The 22,030-nt window shown below is 46.6% G+C and carries 18 protein-coding genes; 2 read left to right on the forward strand and 16 right to left on the reverse strand.

Annotated features, from left to right (window positions below; all coding sequences use genetic code 11):
- Positions 1 to 87: 87 nt before the first annotated feature.
- The 9 genes from AB3114_RS01130 to AB3114_RS01170 form a co-directional block, all read right to left on the reverse strand.
- Positions 88 to 3,231, reverse strand: a complete 3,144-nt coding sequence (locus AB3114_RS01130) for an MMPL family transporter (protein ID WP_367341426.1) — start codon at positions 3,229 to 3,231, stop codon at positions 88 to 90.
- Between the two features lie 18 nt (positions 3,232 to 3,249).
- Entirely contained in the window at positions 3,250 to 3,831 is a 582-nt protein-coding gene (locus AB3114_RS01135; RefSeq protein WP_367341427.1) for a TetR/AcrR family transcriptional regulator, read from the reverse strand.
- 178 nt (positions 3,832 to 4,009) lie between these two features.
- Positions 4,010 to 4,657, reverse strand: coding sequence for a DUF421 domain-containing protein (locus tag AB3114_RS01140; protein WP_367341589.1), 648 nt, complete (start codon positions 4,655 to 4,657; stop codon positions 4,010 to 4,012).
- A gap of 9 nt (positions 4,658 to 4,666) precedes the next feature.
- Positions 4,667 to 5,116 (reverse strand): DUF3290 domain-containing protein, encoded by a 450-nt coding sequence (locus AB3114_RS01145; protein ID WP_367341428.1) that lies wholly within the window; start codon positions 5,114 to 5,116, stop codon positions 4,667 to 4,669.
- Positions 5,117 to 5,209: 93 nt separating this feature from the next.
- Entirely contained in the window at positions 5,210 to 6,637 is a 1,428-nt protein-coding gene (locus AB3114_RS01150; protein ID WP_367341429.1) for a nicotinate phosphoribosyltransferase, read from the reverse strand.
- A 111-nt stretch (positions 6,638 to 6,748) separates the two neighbouring features.
- Positions 6,749 to 7,480, reverse strand: coding sequence for an NUDIX domain-containing protein (locus AB3114_RS01155; protein ID WP_367341430.1), 732 nt, complete (start codon positions 7,478 to 7,480; stop codon positions 6,749 to 6,751).
- Positions 7,481 to 7,591: 111 nt separating this feature from the next.
- Entirely contained in the window at positions 7,592 to 8,953 is a 1,362-nt protein-coding gene (locus AB3114_RS01160) for a PTS ascorbate transporter subunit IIC (RefSeq protein WP_367341431.1), read from the reverse strand.
- Between the two features lie 30 nt (positions 8,954 to 8,983).
- Positions 8,984 to 9,280, reverse strand: coding sequence for a PTS sugar transporter subunit IIB (locus AB3114_RS01165; protein ID WP_367341432.1), 297 nt, complete (start codon positions 9,278 to 9,280; stop codon positions 8,984 to 8,986).
- A gap of 14 nt (positions 9,281 to 9,294) precedes the next feature.
- Complete coding sequence (locus tag AB3114_RS01170; protein ID WP_367341433.1) at positions 9,295 to 9,735, reverse strand: PTS sugar transporter subunit IIA; 441 nt, start codon at positions 9,733 to 9,735, stop codon at positions 9,295 to 9,297.
- 129 nt (positions 9,736 to 9,864) lie between these two features.
- On the opposite strand from AB3114_RS01170, the gene AB3114_RS01175 reads away from it, so the two are divergent.
- Positions 9,865 to 11,940: a PRD domain-containing protein gene (locus AB3114_RS01175; RefSeq protein ID WP_367341434.1), complete on the forward strand. Its 2,076-nt coding sequence runs from the start codon at positions 9,865 to 9,867 to the stop codon at positions 11,938 to 11,940.
- Positions 11,941 to 11,989: 49 nt separating this feature from the next.
- Here AB3114_RS01175 and asnB read toward each other — a convergent pair whose 3' ends face one another.
- From asnB to AB3114_RS01200, 5 genes are all read right to left on the reverse strand, one after another.
- A complete protein-coding gene (gene asnB, locus AB3114_RS01180) occupies positions 11,990 to 13,915 on the reverse strand; it encodes an asparagine synthase (glutamine-hydrolyzing) (protein WP_367341435.1) in 1,926 nt (641 codons plus the stop codon).
- A gap of 30 nt (positions 13,916 to 13,945) precedes the next feature.
- Positions 13,946 to 15,178: a carboxylate--amine ligase gene (locus AB3114_RS01185; protein ID WP_367341436.1), complete on the reverse strand. Its 1,233-nt coding sequence runs from the start codon at positions 15,176 to 15,178 to the stop codon at positions 13,946 to 13,948.
- Positions 15,179 to 15,379: 201 nt separating this feature from the next.
- The gene (locus tag AB3114_RS01190; RefSeq protein WP_367341437.1) at positions 15,380 to 16,705 is read right to left on the reverse strand and encodes a C1 family peptidase; all 1,326 of its coding nucleotides are present in this window, start codon (positions 16,703 to 16,705) and stop codon (positions 15,380 to 15,382) included.
- A 138-nt stretch (positions 16,706 to 16,843) separates the two neighbouring features.
- Positions 16,844 to 17,443, reverse strand: coding sequence for a signal peptidase I (lepB, locus tag AB3114_RS01195; protein ID WP_367341438.1), 600 nt, complete (start codon positions 17,441 to 17,443; stop codon positions 16,844 to 16,846).
- Positions 17,444 to 17,645: 202 nt separating this feature from the next.
- On the reverse strand, positions 17,646 to 19,187 hold the full coding sequence (locus tag AB3114_RS01200) for a UDP-N-acetylmuramoyl-L-alanyl-D-glutamate--2,6-diaminopimelate ligase (protein WP_367341439.1): 1,542 nt from the start codon (positions 19,185 to 19,187) through the stop codon (positions 17,646 to 17,648).
- A gap of 183 nt (positions 19,188 to 19,370) precedes the next feature.
- Between AB3114_RS01200 and AB3114_RS01205 the strand changes: the two genes are divergently transcribed.
- Positions 19,371 to 20,039, forward strand: coding sequence for a YitT family protein (locus AB3114_RS01205; protein WP_367341440.1), 669 nt, complete (start codon positions 19,371 to 19,373; stop codon positions 20,037 to 20,039).
- Between the two features lie 67 nt (positions 20,040 to 20,106).
- Here the strand turns inward: AB3114_RS01205 and AB3114_RS01210 are convergent, their stop codons facing one another.
- Both AB3114_RS01210 and AB3114_RS01215 read right to left on the reverse strand, forming a co-directional pair.
- A complete protein-coding gene (locus AB3114_RS01210; RefSeq protein WP_367341441.1) occupies positions 20,107 to 20,739 on the reverse strand; it encodes an SDR family oxidoreductase in 633 nt (210 codons plus the stop codon).
- A gap of 113 nt (positions 20,740 to 20,852) precedes the next feature.
- Entirely contained in the window at positions 20,853 to 21,965 is a 1,113-nt protein-coding gene (locus AB3114_RS01215) for a P-loop NTPase fold protein (RefSeq protein ID WP_367341442.1), read from the reverse strand.
- Between the last annotated feature and the right edge of the window lie 65 nt (positions 21,966 to 22,030).

Here is a 22,030-nt window from a genome sequence, read left to right on the forward strand (position 1 = left end):
GCTTTCAGTCGTAGTTAGAAAAAGCAAACGACCCGGATAGCTATGATGCTATCCGGGTCGCTTTAGTTTAGCCAAAAATTAGCAGTTTTATTGCGGATTCTTATTGATTACTTGTTTGTTCAGTGGATTGCCATAAGTTAGTGAAACAACACTAGTCATGACTTCTGGCATGATCAATACCAGGATGATCAGACCAACGATCACGGTCATGGCAACTTCGATCAGTGTTGGAATCCCTGATGGAATCAAGGCAGCAAAGGTACCACTCAGGATGATAGCAGCTGAAATAACAACCGTCCCGATGTTACCACATGCTCGCACGATGTTCTTGTTAGGATTGTTTTCTTCACCCTGGTAATCCAGGTAACGCCGCATCAGGAAGATACTGTAGTCCACACCTAAGGCAATCAGCATGATGAAACTGAAGAATGGTGTGTTCCACGTCAGCATGTCGCGACCCATGAACACTTGAACCAACCAGTGGTTGATAGACAGTGATGACAGGTAAGCCAGTACCAGCGTCCCCATAATATAGAGAGGCTGAAGCAGTGAACGGGTGATGAGCATCAGAGCCAGAGAAATTCCGACCAGCATGATCACTGCAGTCCGCATAAAGTCAGAACCAGCAGTCTTACGCATGTTGTAAATCCGTTCAGACTGACCACCCATGGCGATCCGGGCGTGGCCAAGGTCCGTCCCCTTCAGTGACTTCCGTGCCATTGAAGCCAGGGAGTTAGCCCGGTCAGTAGCCGTGTAACTGTTTGGATCAGAATTGTAAACAATAACGACCCGCGCAGCTTTCTTGTCGCTAGACAGGTAAGTTTGAATCGATGGCCGGAAGGTCTTGCCATGCAGAACATAGCTTGGAATGTAGAGATGCTTAGCAGCAGCTGAGCTCTGCAAACCACCCAGGTAATTAGAACCGGAGTTCAAGCCCTTATTCAACTGCTGCAGACCAGAAGTCAGTTGTGGAGAAGCAGCAGCCAACCGGTTAATCCCGGTATTCAGTTGGAGAGCACCGGCAGCACCCTGACTAACGGCGTTTTGAACTTGCGTCAAACCACCAGTCAATGTTTGCAAAGCAGTAGTGGCACCTGGCAAGGCAACATTAGAAGCAGCTGCCAATTGAGCCACAGAAGCACGTAAAGTAGCAATCTGACTAGTCAGGCCACCAAGTGATGAAGCAGAACCAGAAACGGCCCGCATAGAGTTGCCTAAACTCTGGTCAGCAGCACCGGCAGCTTGGATGTTAGCAGCGACTGACTGTAAACGTCCAGCCAATGAAGCTTGTTGACCACTAGCGGAACTAGCAGCACTGGACATGATTTGACGCATGGCGCCTTCCATGACAGATCTCTGTTGGTCATTTAATCGAGCTGATGATTCTGCGCTCTGGAAAGCGGACATAGCTGAACTGGTATCGAGGCTGGCGCTAGAACCAGACAGGCTTCGCAAAGTATTGCCAGCTTGCGTCAGGTTGTTGCCGATCACGGTTGCCTGAGTACCAACATTTTGCAGATTGCTGGTAAGACCGGCCGTATCAATCGATCCACCAGCGTTATTCAAGGCACTGTTCAGTTGCTGGATACCACTGTTAATTTGTGGCAGTCCTTGCTCCAGCTGAGCAATCTGAGCAGCACTAGAACCGGACATCGAAGCGTTCAGTTGTTGACTCAACTGGGTTAATCCATCGACCAACTGTTGACTTCCGGCAGACAACTGGGTAATCCCTGTACCCATCTGCTGACTACCAGCCGTCAGCCGACTCACACCCCGGTTAGCCTTGCCCAGCTGCTTATTAACCGTCCCTAATTGGTTATTAACGTACAGACGCTTAATCTTAGCACCACTCGGGCGGGTAGCAGAAGATGCCAGTTTGACACCATTGCTATTGTGAATCTGACCAGTAATGTTATCGATCAGCATGAGGTCTTTCTGGTTATCAAGACGGTGGTTTGACTGAATGTACAGTTCAGACGGTTCAGCGGTCCCCTTTGAGAAGTGCTGCTGAACTAAGAGGTAACCATGCTTTGATGGCGTACTGTCAGCGATTTCGGCCGCATCATCATAGTCCAGCGGGTGCTGGGAAGTAAATGCAAACGGCAGCAAAATTACCAGTACTAGTGCCAGAGCGATGATTGGGTGCTTCAGTGACCTGCTGGCTTGGAAGTGCCACAGGCGACTAGCTGATTCGCCTTCAAACTTCTTGAATGGCCAGAACATGTTCTTCCCTAACGTCACCATAAAGAATGGGTTCAAAGTAAGAAGAACAACCAGCAGAACAGCTACACCAACGGCCACACCGACGGCCGAACGGTAAACGGAGAATCGTGCTAAACCTAGGGCCGCAAAACCGATCAGCAGTGATGAGCCAGACATCAAAATGGTATGGCCGGCACGCCACCGCGCGTCCATTGCGGCGTCGTAGGTCTTCATCCCTAGTCCAAGATTTTCCTTAAACCTGTTATAGAGCAGGATGTTGTAGTCAGTCCCAATCCCGAACAGAACGATCACCATGAAGACTTGGGTGAAGTTAGAGAATGGGAAGTTAAACTTGTCGACTAAGTTAGTCACCAAACTGAAGGACGTAATGAACGAAACCCCAACCGTTAGTAATGAAACCAGTGGAACGATCGGTGAACGGAAGACCAGTACCAGAACTACGAAAATAAAGATAACAGAAATAGCTTCCGTTTTCTTCAATCCTTGTTGGATTGCCCCAGAGAAGTCATCCTGAATGATCTGCGAACCCGTGACGTAAGTCTTGAGGCCCGTCGTCTTCATCGCACTCATCAGTGACTTGTTTTCGTTAGAAACAGTATCATGACTCTTGCTGACGTTCATCTGAACCAAAACAGTTGATTTGTCTTTGGATATCAACTGCTTCTTGGTTGCGGAATTGTCGTAGGCCGCGGTCATACTCTTGATCCCGTACTTGCTCTTATGCCTCTTCAAGTAGTTGATCGTGTGCTTAACCCGCTTAACCTGAGTATGAGTCATTGCGGAATCGCCGTTGTTAAAAACCCCAACGGCTTCATAGGTATTCTTGGACCCGTGACCCCAATTGTTTTTCATCGTGTTAGCAACTTCACTCTGCACGTTGCTTGGCAGACTGATATTGGAGTGAGCCCTGGTCAATGCGTTGACGTCTGGCAGAAGAATAATGGCTGCAATTACCAGAATAATCCATGCTAATAATCCGCCGACGTGGTGACGCCTAAACCAATTCATTCAATCTCATCTTCTTTCTTAATTAGCGGCTTTTTTATCGTTGCAAGGAGTAATGAGCCGCATAATCATTACTTCATACTCACGCTTGCGCTCTTCTGCTGATGGTTGATTATCAGTTAAGGCAAATGAATCTAAAAAAATGAAACCAAAAACCGCCCCTACCAGCATTTGTGGTCGCACTTCCATCGGTTCTTTCCCATCGGCCTGCACGATCTGTTTGACTAAATCCAGATAATTGACGATCTCATCATGGATTCGCGTCTCACCCTGCAATCCACGCATCGAATAGAAAATCCCCGCCATAAATGGCAGTTTGACCATTTCATCGCGAAGCCGATCAGCCATTGCCAGCAAAGCTTTCCTGCCCGACAAGCCCACAATCTGTTGAACAATTTGTTCACGGATCCGCCGTAAGACACTCGCCCCTACTAGTGAAATCAAATCTTCCCGATTTTTGACGTAGTGGTAGAGTGACTGGGACCGAATCCCCAAGTAATTCGCTAAGCTAGTCATTGTCAATTGACTAAGGCCATCTTTATTGGCAATCTCAGTAGCTGCCTGAACCACTTTTTCCTGGTTCAGGGTTCGCGATTGCGCCATCGATCATCCCCCCCTTTGTAAGCGGATTCTTCAATCCACAGATATAATCTTCACGATGTAGATTATCTAATACTCTCTGAAGGATATCAACCATAAATTTCCATTTTTATTAATTTTTGCTAAAAAAACGGTTTGAGCAGCGTTTCCTACCCAAACCGTTCATCAATTTTACCGGACCTTATCGTCCCTTATTGCTATAACCGATTAAATGAACCTTATGATTTACGTACTCACCGAGGAAAATCTCGTCGACGTCATTAAAGCCAGCTGCCTGCACTTGTCGATCCAGCCAGTCCTGCGAATGATGAATCAATTCCAATACATCCACGTTGACGGACCCATCGCTGATCAGAGGAAAACGAATGTTAGCCTCATCGTTTTCAATGACGGTCAACTGACCATTTTGTTCAAAAATACAATTTTTCACTTGCTCTACCGAAAAGACGTTTTGGCTACGCAGTTTAAACATCAGGTCGTTAGCCGACAGCCCCGCTTTCATGCAATTGTCGACCAACACGCGCCCATTCTTAATCACTTGAACGGGTTTGCCGTTAATCAAATTGCGGAACTTAACACTGTTGTCACGCGCAAACTTCAGGATAAAGACAACCAAAGTCCAGATAATTAAAACCAGCAGGAATTGTAGGATCGTGATGTTGGGATTGTAGATAATACCACCCATAATCCCACCTAGGACATAGTTTTGCAGCTGGTCCATTGCGTTAGTAGGCGCTATGTTGCTTTTGCCAAAAAGATTAATTTGCAAAATCAGAGTGAACATGCCTAGGAAAAACTTGATGAAGAGATCTGTATAATTTAATGTCACCAAAATTCTCTACCTCTCAATATAAACGTGGTGATTGACGACGTGAGCCTTGGTCAGAGTATAGCTATTATTGTCGTTATTTAAGTGTAGCTGGTAATCTTCTTTACGCGAATTAATCCTGACGATTAACCCATCCTGCAAAGTTGTTGAATTGACCAGAACATCTTTTTTTGAAACATGATTATCTTTGGCTACAGACTTAATAAACGGCACTATCTGTGCTGCTTGAGACTTGATGTGGTTGTTCTGAATATACCTTTCGTACTGCGTGCCACTAAACAGCATCAAAAAGAGCAAGGCAATAATCCCTAAATCCCGATAACGTGAATTCAAACGATCGCGCAGGTACAAGAAGGCAAAGATCACTAATGCAAAGGCAGCGACTAACATCAAAGACGTGATGACCGTCTTATCCGTTGCCTGGTGATTTTGGATGTAGCTTAAAGTATAAAACCTCATAAATTCACTTTCCTAATTTCAAAAAACTGCCATCAATGGTTTAAGCCATTTTGATGACAGTCAGTTGTTAATACTATTTCAATTTAACGCATCTTAGCGGTGCTGGTCAATCAGCTTTTGTTGCATCTGGGCCAGTTTAGGTGTCAGGTAAACCGGATAGAAACTTGGGTTGACCAGACGACGGGTCGTCTTCGGCAAGTGTGCCAATTGCTCCTTTACGTAATGCTGAATGGCAAACGGATCACCGTTCGTCGTTGGCTTCTCGCCCGGCTTCAGCATCGTCTTCATCAATGGTTCAGCCTTGAAATCAGTCAGTTTGACATTGACATCAACCGCGTTCGGATCTGAATTGATGGCTTCGATTGTGTCCGGCAATTTTTCGTCTGCCAAGGCAATGACGTCCGCAAAGGCGCTGTGGTGATCGCCATTGTGATACAGACGGTAAACCTGCTTGTTGCCTGGCAGCGTGATCTTTTCACGGGTGTTGCTCAGCTTGATCTTTGGCAGCCACTTACCATCGACTTCCAGTTCAGACATCTTATAGACCCCACTGAGGACCGGACTGGAAGAACTGGTGATCAGCTTTTCACCGATCCCGAAATTATCCAGCGGTGCACCTTCGTCGAGCAAAGACTTGACAACCTGCGCATCCAGGGCGTTGGAAGCCGTGATCTTTACTTCGGACAAACCAGCATCATCCAGCATCTTCCGGGCTTCGATCGACAGCTGGGCGATGTCACCGGAGTCGATCCGAATGCTCAATGGCTTGTGGCCCTGGGCCTTCAGTTCTTTGAAAGCCTTGATGGCGTTCGGAATCCCCGACTTGATGACGTCATAGGTATCAACCAGCAAAGAAGATGTATCTGGGTAAATCTTGTTCCATTCACGAAAGGCTGTCAGCTCATCCGGGAAACTTTCGATCCAGGCGTGGGCCATCGTCCCGACAGCTGGGACGTGAAATTCTTTCCCAGCCAGCACGTTAGAAGTACTGCCGCAACCACCGATGATGGCTGCCCGGGCGCCATAGGTAGCGGCATCTGGTCCCTGTGCCCGTCGTGCACCAAATTCCATCACTGCGTGACCGTTGGCAACATTGACGATCTGCCGTGCCTTAGTGGCAATCAAGGACTGGTGGTTGATGAGGTTCAGAATCAGCGTTTCCAGTAACTGGGCTTCGATCAACGGACCGCAGACACTGACGATTGGTTCGCGCGGAAACACTGGTGTCCCTTCCGGCAAAGCCTTGATGGTGCATTCGTTCTTGGCCTTCCCCAAATAGTCCAAGAAGCCATCAGAAAAGTGATTAAGTGAGCGTAAGTAATCCAGGTCATCTTTCGTAAAGTGCCACTGGCTCACTTCTTCCAAAACTTGTTGTAAGCCAGCCGAAATGACAAAACTCCCTTGATCTGGAACCCGCCGATAGAAGACATCAAAACGTGCCTGTCGATCATGCGGCAAGGCTTCATAATAGCCGTTTGCCATGGAGAATTCATACATATCTGTCAGTAATTCGTGGGTCATTTTTAAACTCCTCCACTATTTAAGTAAAATGTACTTTAATCCTGTTAAAAAAATAAAAAGCGTTTCCAAAATTTATAACCTAATTAATTGTAACACTTTTCATATAGCTTGTTAATTTCGTAACTTGTATAACTTAGGTGGTCGTCCCGAGTGTTTAGGCTTGTCGACCACCCCGGCTTCGCTGAAAAGACGACGGTGGGTTTTTTGGAAGTTAGAATTGTCGATCTGGTCGACTTTCTTTTGCCAAAACGACGCATATACTTCCCGGGCCTGCCGCAGAGTAAAGGTGGGGCCAAGGATCTTCAAGATATTGGGCTGGTAATCCAATTTATTGCGAATCCGCCGCAACGCGGTAGTAATAATGGCAGTATGGTCAAAGGCCAAACTGCGGGTGCCCCTTGCTAATTTTAAGCAGATTTGGTCATGTTGCAGATAATAATCACTGCCCTGGTAATTTAAACTAAACCATTGTGCTTCAGTTGCCCCATATCCCGGGTTCAAATGGGGCATCGTCGGCAGAAAAGTCATATAAGCTAGAGCCAGGAACCGCTCCCCAGGTGTCCGGTCTGGTGCAGTAAACGTCGCTAACTGCTCCGTCGAACTAGCTGGCAAGGTTAGGCCGATCTTTTCTTTGATCAACCGCACACAGGCACTGTCGGCATCCTCGCTCTTGCGTAGCAAGGTCTCCGGCAGCGCCCAGACGCCACGGAAAGGATCATCTGCCCGCTTAATCAAGAGAATTTGGGGATGACGATCCTGACGGTTAAAGCTCCAAATGATGTTCGTAATGGTAATCAATGGCCGTTCCGTGATCCGTTCCAAACTGAGCACCCCCTCTGACATAGTTGATTATACGACAGGTGTCCCAATCAATGATATTAAAAATGGCTCGATCACAGAAATTCTGCAATCAAGCCATCTCAGTTTGATAGTTTATTATCTTAGATCATCCAACTACTTAGTGGCAGCCTTGCTAGGTTTCTTCATGAAGAGGCTGATCAGAACCACAATCACCGTAAAGGCGATAATCCCGATAGTCAGTGCAGTAGAACCCATATTACCAAGCTTACCAAGGACAATCCCTGGAATCAGGTAGTCAGTATCAGCAAAGGTTGAAGCAGCCATCTTCAGGTCACCGAGGACAGGCAGAACGAACAGTGGCAAGAAACTGATGATGATACTGTTGATCGTAGCACCGATGATCGCACCACGACGGCCACCCATGGAGTTACCGTAGATCGCAGCAGCGGCACCACAGAAGAAGTGACCGACAACACCAGGAATGATCACCGTCGTGTGCATTGCGACCATAATGAACATGCAGATGGTACCAACGAAGAATGATACCAGGAATCCCAGCAGAACAGCGTTAGGAGCGTACGGGAAGATGATCGGTACGTCCAGAGCTGGCTTGGAATTTGGCACCAGCTTTTGGGCGATCCCTTGGAAGGCTGGAATGATTTCAGCCAAAATCATCCGTACACCTTGGAGGACAACGGCGAAACCAGCAGCAAATGTCCCGGCTTGAACGATGGAGTAAATAATGTAGTTTGTACCCTTACTCAAACTGTGTTCAACAAAGTGTGGTCCACAGATGATGGCCAAGATGATGTAAACAATGGCCATCACGATGGTGATTGAAACGGTTGAGTCACGCATAAAGCCAAGTGCCTTTGGGAACTGGATGTCTTCGGTATCGTGTTTCTTGTCACCAAAGAACTTCCCGCACAGACCAGCGATAGCGTAACCGATGTTACCGGTGTGCCCCATGGCAACGGCATCACCCTTGGTGATCTTGCGCATGAACGGCTGACAAAGGGCTGGCGTGATAGTGAACAGCGTTCCTTCAAAGAGGCCGCCAAGCAGAATGGTCTTCCAACCAGAACCCATGCCGGCAGAAACCATAACAACCGCGGCAAAGCAGGCAACGTAGAGCATAGCTTGACCAGTTAAGAAAATGTACTTGAACTTGGTAAACCGTGCCAGCAAGACGTTCACGATCATCCCGACCAGCATGATCAGAGCAGCGGTGGAACCGTACTTAACTAAGGCGATGGCCACCACGGCTTCGTTACTCGGGACAACCCCTTGAACACCTAAGGCAAACTTGAACATCTTAGCAAAAGGCGTTAAGGCATTACTCAAAATTCCCGCCCCACCGGTCAGAATTAAGAAACCGGCAAAGGTCTTAATGGAACCTTGAATAACATCAGTGGCTGACTTCTTTTGAAGCAGCAGCCCCAGCAAAGCGATCAACCCAACTAGCAGCGCTGGGGTCGTCGCAATACTCTGGAAAATATTTAATAGTGCACTCATTGATATCCCCCTCTTAATCGGCGGCTAAACTTAGTCGTGGCTAATGCCTTCCTTGTCCAGAATGGCATTGACCTTTTCCTTCAGTTCGTTAGCGTCAACCAAGCTATTTAAGACGATCACCCGGTCATCAGGAAGACTGCCTGCTGCCGTCTTCAGGGTCGGGTCGATAAAGAAGTAGTCGGCTTGGTCCGGCGTTGCACTGCCGACATCGGAGTGGCTGACTTCAATATTTTCTTTAACGTTTTCCTGCTTCAAAATGTTATTGATGTTCATTTGAACCATAAAACTGCTACCGAGTCCACTTTGACATAGTGCTTCAAACTTCATAATCATTTCCCCCTCTATTGGTTGAAAACTGCAAGAATTTGTTCTTTAGTTGTTGCTTCTAAAAGCTGCTTGTTTTTATCTGGATCCATCAGCACCTGCGTCAACTGCTTGATGACCTCTAGGTGACTATGATCATCAGTAGCGGCTAAGACAAACCACAACTTCACTGGGTGCTGGTCATCGACCAAGTTGACATCGTGAGTCAACTTTAAGAGTGACAAGCCAACTTTTTTTACACTTTCTGACGGTCGTGAATGGGCCAACGCAATTTCGGCCCCGATATTGATATACGGTCCCTGTTTCTTAACCACGTCAATCATCGATTGCACATAATCTGCACCAATACTGTGGTTATCAATTAACGGCTGCGCAGCTAACTTGATGGCACCTGTCCAATCTAAGCCTTGACCATCGGCTAATTGAACTGTGGCTGGAGTTAAGTAAGAAACTGCCAAGTCATCACCTCATTTCGTTTACAGTTAATATGATATGGGAAAATGATAACGCTCACAAGTGCAACCACAACACTTGCTTTAGTGCAAAAACTGCACTAAACTAAAAACAATCAAAAGGGGGATTACACTATGTCCATCGACGACATTAAGCACGCCACAGCACTGGTCAAAGTGCTCAGTGACAGTACGGAACCTTTGCCCATCGACCTAATAGAAGAAAGGCTGCAGTTATCACGCCGCAGCCTTTACTATACAATTAAACGCCTCAACAGTGCACTCAACGATAAGGGACTAGACGGGATCACGAACTTACGGGGAGCAGGTTACATCTTACCGGATGACACCAAAGAGGCTCTTGCCACCCGGGCCCAACAAGCGAGGCCTGCTAAGTCCTTTCAGCAACTATTCCACCAGCATTTTTATTTCCCGCACTTAAGGCAAGACGACAGACAATTATTGATGGTCTTTGCCTTGATCTCGCGTCGCTATACTTCACTCAACCAGTTAGCCAAATGTTTCGGTGTCAGCAAAAACACCATCATTACTGATCTCAAAAAAATCAAAGAAACAAGCGCTAAGGACCTAATTATCACCAACACCCGGCAAGGAAAAGCCGTCAAAGCACCAGAAAAGATTCAGCGACGGTGGGTTTTTAGCCACTTCGACCACCTGGCCCAACTCATTAACTCTCATATCACCTACACTCCGCATTCCCTATACGAACAGCAGCTACAGATCCTTGAAGAAATTACCGCTAAATCCTTCACCGAACACGCACTCAAATTACTAAGCATTTTTATCCAGTGGACCATTGAACGCCTGAAAAATCGCCCTGATACCCTCCTACCAATGCCAAAATCAGAATCGGACTGCCCATCGATGACCGTTGTCTGGGCCAGTTCATTTTTTAATGATCTCGGGATTTTTCAAAATCATGGAGAAAGTGCTTTTCTTGATGAAATTATTAGCATCCAGGCACTACGCCAAGTCGATCCTGAAGACCCGTTAATTCAGCAGTTGCGTCCCGTCACCAGCCAAATTATCAAACGGTTTAACAACTTGACGGGCGTCCACCTACCAACCCAATCCGGGCAACTGGTCGAGGGTCTGACAACCCACTTGGTATCGACTTATTACCGGGTTAAGTATCACCTGCATTACCACAACCCGCTACTGAAACAGATTAAGCACCAGTACCGCGAGACTTTTGAAATCACCCGTGCCGTTATGCAGCCCTTCAATAAAATTGTCCACGAAAAGCTCAATGACGACGAGATAGCCCTCATCACCACCTATTTCAGCAGTTCCTTGCGCAACCCAACTGGTCAACCCATCACCAAAAAGTCGGCCCTCGTGGTGTGCTCTAGCGGCATCGGTACTTCGGAATTGCTGATCAGTCAACTACGGCAGCACTACCCGACCATTAACTTTATCGGACCCTATAATACTTTCCAATTTGAAAACGTCTCACTCAAAAACATCCAGGTGGTGTTATCCACCGTCCCCCTGCCACAACCAGAGAATTGCCGTGTCTTAACGGTTCCAGTCATCCCTAATCCTAAAGATTGGCGACAGATAGAACAGGCCCTTGTCAGTAACGGCCTGCTCAAACAGGTCACCCACCAACAAATCAGTGTCGGGGCTTTAATGGATATCATCGCTAACTACGCCCGCATCGTTGAACCTAACAAGTTGGAAGCCGCTCTGCGCAGCTACGTTAACCAGCAAAACCAGCTGCAAGCGCCGATAATGACAAATCAAGATGATCACCCAACATCAATCAACTACATCGACCGACCAATGGATTGGCAAAACGCTATTCGGCAAAGTTTCACGGACTTAGTGCAAGCTGAAGTGGTGAGTTCGAAGTACCCTGAGCAAATAATCAAGCTTACCCAAACACACGGTGATAACATGGCGATCGGCAAGGGCGTTTTTCTCGCTCATGCCGCGCCGAATACCGGTGTTAACCAACTGGGCTTCTCTTACACCCTCTTCCGTTATCCTTTTATCACCGTTCCTAAATCGACGAAGAAGATCAGGCTGGTGGTCGGCATCGCTCCCGTCGACCAGCAACAACACCTCGGCGTGCTCAGCCGGCTGCTGCAATGCCTGCAGGATGACGATTGGGTGCAAGCAATGAATCAGGTTGATTCATTGGCCGCTTTTCGACAGCTATTAGTTCGCGGCAAATTGATTAACTAAAAAAGCGGACCGACTCGACATTAAGCCGAATCGATCCGCTTTAGTATTATCAATAACCTACTACGTATACCCGTGGTTCTTTGCACTTATCCAGTGCACTCTCGTCCATCTGGTAATCATCGACGAAGTAGAGCTTGTACCATACCAGGAAGGTGTAGATGGTCCAAAGCTTCCGCCGGCCATCGACCTTACCATTGAAGTTGTCATCAGCCAGCTTCAGCAGCTTGTCCTGGTCAAAGAACTGGTTGACGAAATCCTCTTCAAAGACAGAACGGATTTCATCATAGTACTTCTTCTCACGCAGCCATTCCCGTACTGGAACTGGGAAGCCCAACTTCGGCCGGGTTGCCCATTCTTCCGGCAGGTGACGGTTGGCAGCCATCCGGAAAGCATACTTGGTGTCCTTGTAGTTAAAGAGGTACTTGGATGGGGTATGACCAGCGACCCGCATAACTTCCTTGTCGAGCAACGGAACCCGCAATTCGACGGAACTAGCCATACTCATCTTGTCAGCCTTCAACAGGATGTCACCCGGCATCCATTGGTGGATGTCCAGGTACTGTTTCTTAGCGACTTCAGGCAGATCCTTATCCTCAACTTTATCGAAGATTGGATCGATGATTTCCTTAACCGTTGGACCACAGTTGTATTCTGGCTTCAGAATATCAGCTGCTTCGTCCGGACTGAAGATGTAAGCCTGGCCGATGAAACAGTCACGGGCAGGTGCCAGGTTACGGTACAGGTGCAACTGGCCGTGGAAGTGCTTGTTCTTCAGCCAATGTGCAATCTTGTAACGACGTTCACGTGGCAGCTTCTTCAGTTGGTCCGTGATCCAGCGGATGGACTTGATCTTGGTGTCAAAGCCATAAGCTTCATAGCCAGCAAACAGTTCGTCGGCCCCTTCACCAGATAAGACAACCTTGTAACCGGCATCCTTGACCATCTTGTTTAAGAAGTACAAAGGAACGACGGACGGGTTAGAATCTGGTTCATCCAAGTAGTATTGAATCTTCGGGAAAGTATGAAAGGCTTCGGAATCCGTGAGCTTGCCGTTTTTGTTCTTCAGTTTCAACAAGTTAGCTAGCCGCGTACTGTCCTTGGTTTCGTCGTAACGCCGGTCAAAACCGATTGAGAAAGTCTCGTTGGGCCGCATCATAGCCGTGACATAGCTAGAGTCAACACCGGCTGACAGGAAAGAACCAACCTTAACGGTCTTGTCAGCAAATGAGTGGGCCTTAACAGAGTCGTCAACGACATTTTCGATATTGTCGACGGCTTGGTCAAAGGTCTCGTTACTTGGATCGAAGTCCGCATCCCAGTATTGGGTCGTAGTCAATTTACCATCCTTGTAAGTGAAGTAGTGGCCCTCCGGAATCCGGAAGACGCCCTTAAAGAAGGTTTCGTCAATAGCCGGGTATTGGAAAGTCATGTATGGCTTGAGGGCTTCGCGGTTGAGTTCTTTATGGAAATCAGGGTTAGCTAACAGTGATTTGATTTCTGAGCCAAACATGAAGGTGCCGTTCATCTTAGCGTAGTACAGTGGCTTGATGCCAAAGTGGTCCCGGGCACCGAACAATTCGTTAGTATCACGGTTCCAGATGACGAAGGCAAACATTCCGCGTAATTTCTTGCAGACGTCGGCGCCCCATTCTTCATAACCGTGAAGGATCACTTCAGTATCAGTGGTAGTCGTGAAGGTGTGGCCGAGGTCGATCAGCTTCTTACGCAGTGGCCGGAAGTTATAGATCTCGCCGTTGAAAACAATGGCTAAGCGCTTGTTTTCGTTAAAAATTGGTTGGTCACCGCCGCGTACGTCGATGATACTGAGACGGCGCATCCCAATAGCTGCGTGCTTATCGGAAAAACGTCCTTCACCATCAGGGCCACGGTGGACAATCCGTGCGAGCATGTTCTTTAAAACGTTGTCCTTCACCTTAGGTTCATTGTCATTAACGAATCCTGCAATTCCGCACATAGTTATTTCCTCTCTTTTTATTGATTCTTTTTAACGTTGCACGAAGTATTTCTCGTAATCGGCTTTCATCAAGTGGAAAGCGTAATGCATCAGCAAGCGCTGCCTGAGTGAGTCATTCTTGTCGAAAGCCGTCGTGCCCCACTGGCCTGCTTCAATCAGCTTAATTGCCCGTTGCTTGTACTTGTTGTCCTTAGCGTACTTGTAGAACAGTTTCTTTGGCAATCCCAGCCACAGCATGTTGCCGTCCGCGTAATCCGTGTCCTTCTTTGGCAAGTGGAAAATGACGTCATCAGTGACATACTTTGCCAAATTGTAGCCGTTCAACGTGCAGTAGAAACTGCTTCGCCCTTGCCGTAAGTTGATTTCGAAGACCTTAAACTGGCCGTCGCGCCGGTCGTATTTCAGGTCGAAGTCGGCAAAGCCCACGTAGTTAACGGCTTCTAGAAACTTGACGATTTGGTCGTAAATCTGCTGGTTCTTTTCCGGCAAAATAGCCATGTAGTTACCAACGGCAGCCGGAGCCGGATCTTCCAGCAACGGGTGCCCCAAGCAGATCATCCGAACGTGGTGGTTCATGTCAACATAAGCGTTGATCACCCGCATATTGGAATCATCGCCAGGAATGAAGTCTTGGCAGATGAAGTCGCTCTTGTAGCCAGCCTTGTAGATCTTTGGCAGAAGCTCATTGAACTGTTCACGGGTATCCAGGACGTAGGCTTTCTTCCGTCCCTCAAAGTGGATATCCAGCCATTCGATACTATTAGATGGCTTCAAAGCAACCGGGAAGCCAAATGGCAGCTTAATGTTTTCAGCGCCCTTGGATTCCACCTCTTCTTTGGTGATAATCCGGGTCTTTGGATACGGCAGGCCATACTTGTCGGCTGCCTGGTAGAAGGTTTCCTTCGTCCCGAGAGCCTTGAACAGCTGCCGGTCAACGTATGGACAAACGAAGTGTTTCTTCAGTTCATCCAGGTGCTGAGAAATGAGTTCGGTGTAGCCGTCCCCACAACTGAGCAGCAGATACTTAGTATTGGGGTCCAGGTGTTCAGCTACCTGATTCATGATCTTCATAAAACCAGGATTGCTGTTGAAGCCCTTGTGGAGTCGCACATCAACCAGCTTGGTGTAGCGGGTCGGTGCTAGTTGGGTATCACCATAGGCAATACTTTTAATCCCGTAAGCTGCATAAAACGAACGCGCCATACCATAGCAATTGAAATCAGTCCCTAACAAAATGGGCTGAAATTTTACGTTTGTACTCACTTTAATCTTCCTTATTTATCAAATTTTGTAACGATCTTTTCATCTATTCCGAAACTTAATCATAACCCATTACTAAGCCAGTTTCAACGGAACCTTAATTGGCTTTTTTGCTAAACCAAAACGACTGATTCCCCGCGGCACCAGCCTTGAAGAATCAGTTTATTTTATTTGTTCAAATGTGAGACAAACACTCATTTAGTTCTAGCACAGCGAATCCCAAGCCGGCAATTCTTCTGGTTGAGAATTCCAGATCTTCTTCAAGGAATCATCCAAGTACTTCTTATTGATAACGGCTTCGTAGGTGTAGTCCTTGAACCAATCTTCCGTCATCACGAAGTAACCCTTGTCGCCGTTCTTATCGCCCCAAGAGTTTTCGATCTTCCAACGGTTTGGCTCACCATCAACCAAGTTCACACCAGTCAGGGTCATTGCATGAGAGACCATTCCCTGCCGACTCTCCAGGCGGTCCGCCTTGTTCATCTTGAAGTCGACACCGAGCAATTCTCCTTCTTTGAAGAGCTGTGCGTCCATGATGCCCCGTTTGCGATCCATCTGCTGGAGAACATCATTGCCAACCCAGACGGTTTCGTTATCCTTCAACTGCTTAATGGCCAGATCCTGCAGGTAGTGGAACGGGACATTCAGGAATTGCAACGGAATCCCATCAACCACGTTGTCTTCAACCGGCATTGAATACAGCTTATTCATCTCGTGATCTGGAGCATTGGTGATGAGAACGTAGTCATGTAGGTTGATGTCAAAGTACTTGTGATAGAAGTCCAGTGGCGTCAAATCAGCATCACGGTGATACTTTTTGTCGTCGTCCCTGTACTCCAAGTCAAACTTCATCGGTGGTTCACCAAAGGCCATCACGGCAACCCGGTAAACGTCACTCATCATCTGATGTTGCATTTTGGCTAATTCATCATCACTGGCGTGCTTTTCGTTCACTGCCCGCCGCAGTTCCAGGGCGTCCTTCTTCATCATGTCATGGAGTACTTCAGAAACGTCGCTGGTGTTCTTCGTGTTGAATGTATCCGGCATCACGTATTCCGGCACTACCCCGTACTTTTCGATGATGCTGGCGGCGTTGGACCACTGGCCACCATCGTCGAGGGCTGTGGCAACGTAAAAGTCCACTGTCCGGTCATGGAAAGGCTTGTCCGCCGTAGCAATGACGTTTTGGAAATACATGTTAGCCCGTTCGATCCGGTCCCAGAAGAAGAGGTAGTTCTGTGACAATTCAAAATCGTTCAGTTTGTACTTCAGTGCAAAGTGGTGACGCAAGGTGTTTAAAGCAGCGAATGACCAGCAACGGCCACTCTGTCGTTGGTTAGTAACCTTGCCTGTCTTCACTTCAATGCTGAACACCCGGTGGTCACGCTTGCTGATATTCGGGTCTTCACTGCTGGCCTTGATGCCGTTCTTCATGACGGCACGGGCAATCACTGGTGATGTTTCACGTGAAACAAAGTCATCGTGAAACTGTTGAATCTCCTTACTGGAGAGTGCTGAATGTTTTGTCAAAACAATCCCTTCCTTAGCTAAAGTAATAACTCTTTTATTGTAAACCTCTTTGTCGTGGGCCGCGAGAAATTGGTTCTGGCAAAATAAAAGGCCCAACCGAGTCTCATCCTGAGCATCCCGGTTAGGCCTAATCTATATTTACTTGAAGTAGTGTTTCCACTGGTTATTGACGTTATTCCGTGCTGGCTGTGTCCTGTTCCAGAAGCCGACCTTGACGACCCCAGTTACTTTATTCTTAGGAACGAAGCCCCAGTAACGGCCGTCGTTGGAAACGCTCCGGTGGTCACCTAATACAAAGTATTCACCAGCTGGCACCTTGGTTGCGCCATTATGCGACAACCAGTTGTTACGCTTAGAAATACTCTGCAGTGTCCAGTTGCCAGTGCCTTGCTTGCGTTGCACTTGGCTGATGTAGCCCTGGTCAACTTTCTTACCGTTGACGTACAAATTGCCATTCTGTGACTTAACCGTGTCGCCTGGCAAACCGATAACCCGCTTAACGTAATCCGTCTTCTTAGAAACCTGCGGGTCAACTCCGTCTGCATTGAAGACAATCACGTTGCCACGGTGAATCGTTTCGTGCCGGTAGCAAACAACCCGTTCGTTATTCTGCAAGTTTGGTTGCATCGATGGACCATCAACCCGCACAAAGTGGAAGAACTGGTTGATCAATAATGCAATCAGCAGGCCAATAGCAACTGGGATAACCCAGCTCAAAACCTCTTTAAATGCTCTCATTACTTTTGCTCCAATTTATTAATTTTTTACTATCTTAACATGGATTTTATACTATGATTTGCATATTTTGACAAATACTAAGCACAATCGCGAAAACCCACCGAGCCCTTTCGACGCGAAGCTAGCCTATCTGGAAGGATAGCTACGTACGATCATCCTAGGCTATCCCACCAGGGCTCCGAGAAGGTTGGTTTTCAGCTCACTAATGTTCCAATTTCTTAATAGTATCCTCTGCTACCGTGATGTCGCTCGGGTACGGAACGTTCTTCCCCTTAATCTTCTGGAAGTGGTCGTCGCCCTTCCCGGCTAAGACCACGATGTCAGCTGGGGTACTGTGCGAAATAGCGTGTTCGATAGCTTCCTGTCGATCCATAATGAATTCGACCTTGCCGACCCGTGAATGATCAATATGGCTATCGATTTCCTGATCAATCTTCTTTGGATCCTCAAAGCCAGGGTCATCCGTCGTCAGAATGGCAACGTCCGCCTTTTCTTCAGATAAGGCTTTACCGAAGCCTTCTCGCCGCGAAATACCCTTGTCACCCGTAGCACCGAGCAAAATGATTACCCGGCCGCTAACGTGGGTCTGCTGACGCAAGAAAGCCACAAGCCGCTTAACACTGATGTAGTCGTGAGCGTAATCGATGTAAACCGTGCCGTGATCCTTCGTCGTCAGCATATCCATCCGGCCAGGAATCCGCGTGTGTTCAAGAGCTTCCGCAATTGCGTCCGGCTTAGTACCAGCCATCCCACTAGCGATGATAGCTGCCGTTGCGTTGCCTTCGTTGTAATCACCGGCAATATCAACGTTGTAATCACCATCTACTGCCAGGTCTTTTGCGCGCTGAGATTGCGACTTCAAAGTAAAGTTAGAACCATGCAGGTTTTCACCGTCATCTTCGTACGAAAAGTCTAACGGAACAGCGCTGTTGCCACTAGGACGGCCGAAGACAAAGATGTTTTCTGGATCCGTCGTCGACTTAGCCGTTGCGTAAAAGTCCTTGAAGTGCGGATCGTCGGCATTGATGATGCACCGCCGGGAATTGACCATCAGCTGTTCTTTGCAGAACTGGTAATTAGCGAAATTCGGGTGTTCATTGCGCCCAATGTGGTCTGGGAAGATGTTAAGAAAGATCCCGACATCAAACTTCAAGCCATAAACCCGGTTCCGCAGATAAGCCTGGGATGATACTTCCATCACCATGTGATCCATGCCGTTATCAACTGCCCGCCGCATATCACGGAAAAGATCTAGTGATTCTGGCGTGGTCAATGCTGACTTAAAAGTATCTTCTGGCTTAGGACCCAGCACGGAATTGACGGTTGAAAGAAGTGCTACCTGCTTGCCGTCCTGGTTGCGTAAGGCATCGTAAGCAAAGTAAGCAGTCGTCGTCTTACCCTTGGTCCCGGTAATGCCGATCAAAAACAGTTGATCCTGCGGGAAGCCAAAGAAAGCCGCCGAAAGCAATGCCATCGCCTTATCTTCATCATTGACAATAATCCCCGGAAGATCGCCACCGGCTGCGTCTTCTTGCGGAGCAACATAAGCGATAGCTCCCTTCTGCCGAGCACTGGCTAAATATTCCGGTTTAGTCCGTCCTTTGCAGAAAAACAAACTGCCCGGCGTCACCTGCCGGGAATCATAATGAACATCATTAGCTGTAAATGTCTTATTATGTACGACTTTGACAAGCAGATCGTGTTCGCGCAATAACACTAGCGCTTCTTGACTACTGAGTTGCATCTTTTAAGGTTCTCCTTTAAAATATCTCACTCTAAATTATTTCGTTAAGCCCGCGAGTTGTCAATGATAATCAAGAAGTCTTAAGTGATTTAAGATAAGTTCGAGCCAAAGTTGTTTCATTAGCAAGTGGTCTTTGCTATAATGACCTTCATTTGAGCAAAACATTTGGAAAGGAAAAGAGACGTGCAGAAAGCAAATTCAACACCAATTCGAGTTACCGCCCTCATTGTTGGATTAATCACCAACGCTCTGGGTAACGGATTAACCATTTCGACAAATATGGGTGCAGCGCCATGGACGGCGGCCGAGGTTAATCTAGCCAAACTCTTTAATTTGTCTGTCGGCATGACGATGTTCATCGCGGGAGTGCTGGTGGCAATTGTGAACCAACTTTTGATCCACCAGTGGGACAAGTGGCGCTTTATCGGTGAAACCATCTACATCGCCTGCTTCAGTTATTTCATCGACTTATTCTTGGCGCTTTATGACTGGATTGGTATCCCCCACCTCAACATTATCTGGCGAACTATCCTGTGTTTTGCCGGCATCTGCATCTTCTGTGCTGCCATCTCCATCTATCAGCGGGCCAATATCGTCATGCACCCCAACGACGATACGACCAACATCCTGCGTTTCCTCTACCTAAAGGGACACGTTGGCTGGGCACAGTTGGTTAATTTCTTGATTCCGATGGCCGTGATTCTACTGGTATTTCTGGTCACTCGTCATATCTACTCGGTCAACATCGGTACCCTGCTATGTATTCTCTGTAACGGCCCATTGATTGGGATCGCGGACCAGCACGTCTGGTTAAGTCTTCACCATAATTTCCGGGCAAAGGCTAATCGATAATCACCTAAAAAAATCCTCTCGCAAATTCTGCGGGAGGATTTTGTATTAATTGAAGCTATTTGTCAGCTTACAGTGACTTCAGCGCATCATCGATGTCGGTATCGCCACTGCTAATCGGAATGACCTTATTAATCGTATTAGCGTCCTTCAGGCTGTCAGCCAACACCCGCGCTACGTCCGGAATGGCGATAGTGCCATCACTAGGAGCCTGCAATTGGATCTTGTTAGTCCCTGCTTCTTCTTTCAGGCCCGTTGGTTGGATAATGGTGTAATCCAAACCAGATGAGTCCTTGAGGTAAGTATCAGCGAAAAATTTAGCCGGTAGGTAATCCCCAGCCCATGACAACTGATTCCAGCTATCGACATCCAAACTAAACATGGAACTCAGCATCACGTAACGTTTGATGCCTGCTCGCTTGGCAGCCATCATCGTCTTAATGGCACCCATGGCGTCAGTTTGAACGACATCTTGACCCCGTGAACCAGCCGTGAAGTAGACAGCGTCGACGCCCTTAATTTGCTTTGCGATGTCATCGACGCTGCTGTGTAGGTCCAATTTATCAGCAGTCACGTTATCCAAATCGATGATCTTTTCGGGATGGCGTGAAGCCGCGGTCACACTGTTGCCGTCAGCAACTAAGTCCTTGATCAGTTCTGTAGCGACCCGGCCGGAACCACCGAAAACGAAGACTTTACTCATATTGTCCAACTCCTTTGTCTGATATTTTTATAAATTTATAATATTGCTTGCGCACGCAATTATTATATCATCTCAACTCTCTTCCTTCAACAATCTCAAAACGCTATTGTTATTTAATGCCACTCAATATCATAAAAGTATATGGAATTAGGATCTTGAGTGGACTGCACAAACTCGTTAAAAAATGGTAAAACATACTGCACATGTCCATATGAAGCGGGTTGAACCAAGTGACGAGCAATTGCTCTTCTTCGATATTGCGAAGCATATGAAGAATTGACCTCTAATCTTTTTGCTACATCTTTTAACGCCTTATTACCCAAAACTGCTATTAAATATTTTTGATCCATTTCAGAAAGGTCAGCGAAAATTTTATTATAAGACTCATCAAATAGTTTCATTTTGTAAAGCTCAGTAATTTTTGATAGTTGTTCGTCGCCAAATTTTGGAACTGCATCTTTAGTCTCTTCCCATTGTTCAAATGCACAATACCCTAACAATTGAAACGCAAAAGAATACCCTTTTACCATTTTGGTCATTTTTTGTGCGACTTCCATATCACAATGAAAAACTGATCTATATGCAATGGCCATATTACTGTTTTGTAGAGGTGTCATTACTTCTTTTTCGGAACGTAAAAGAAAAGTCAGCTTTTTTTCGTTTTGGATATCCATCACTAAATCTGGCAATCCTGTCATCAAAACAAAAATAGGTAAATTATGACGTTTTAATTCATTGAATATTTGTGCAAAGCTTCGAATTTGCTCACTATTATCCACCTCGTCAATAATCACTAAGACGTATTGGTTATTCTTTTTAACATGATCCATCATTATTCTAGCAGCTTTGGCAATCTCATTTCCGTTACTACTGCCACTCTTAAAATCAAAACTCAAATCTTTAAATTTAATAGAGCTCAACCCTATTTGACTAAATATTTGCTGCCACTTTGTTTGACTAATATTACTTAATTGACTAATAAAACTATTTAACAGACTAGCATCATTAACCAAGTCAATACATTGGCAGTGCTTATCTTTATTCAGTTCATGCTCTACCTGTGTCATAAAAGATGTTTTGCCAGAGCCACGGACTCCAGTTATAAAAAAAGAACGTGCAAAATCGCTTTCCTTTATTTTATTAACTAATTTATCTGCTCGCTGATCAGTATCAATGTAAATTTTAGGGACATCACCAAACGTTGGATTAAAGGGATTTTTCGCCATAATTATACACATCCTTTTTGTATTGTATATTTAATAAATTATTTTAGAAGTTTTTAGAAGTCAAA

The sequence above is a fragment of the Limosilactobacillus sp. genome (assembly GCF_040772465.1).
GTDB lineage: Bacteria > Bacillota > Bacilli > Lactobacillales > Lactobacillaceae > Limosilactobacillus.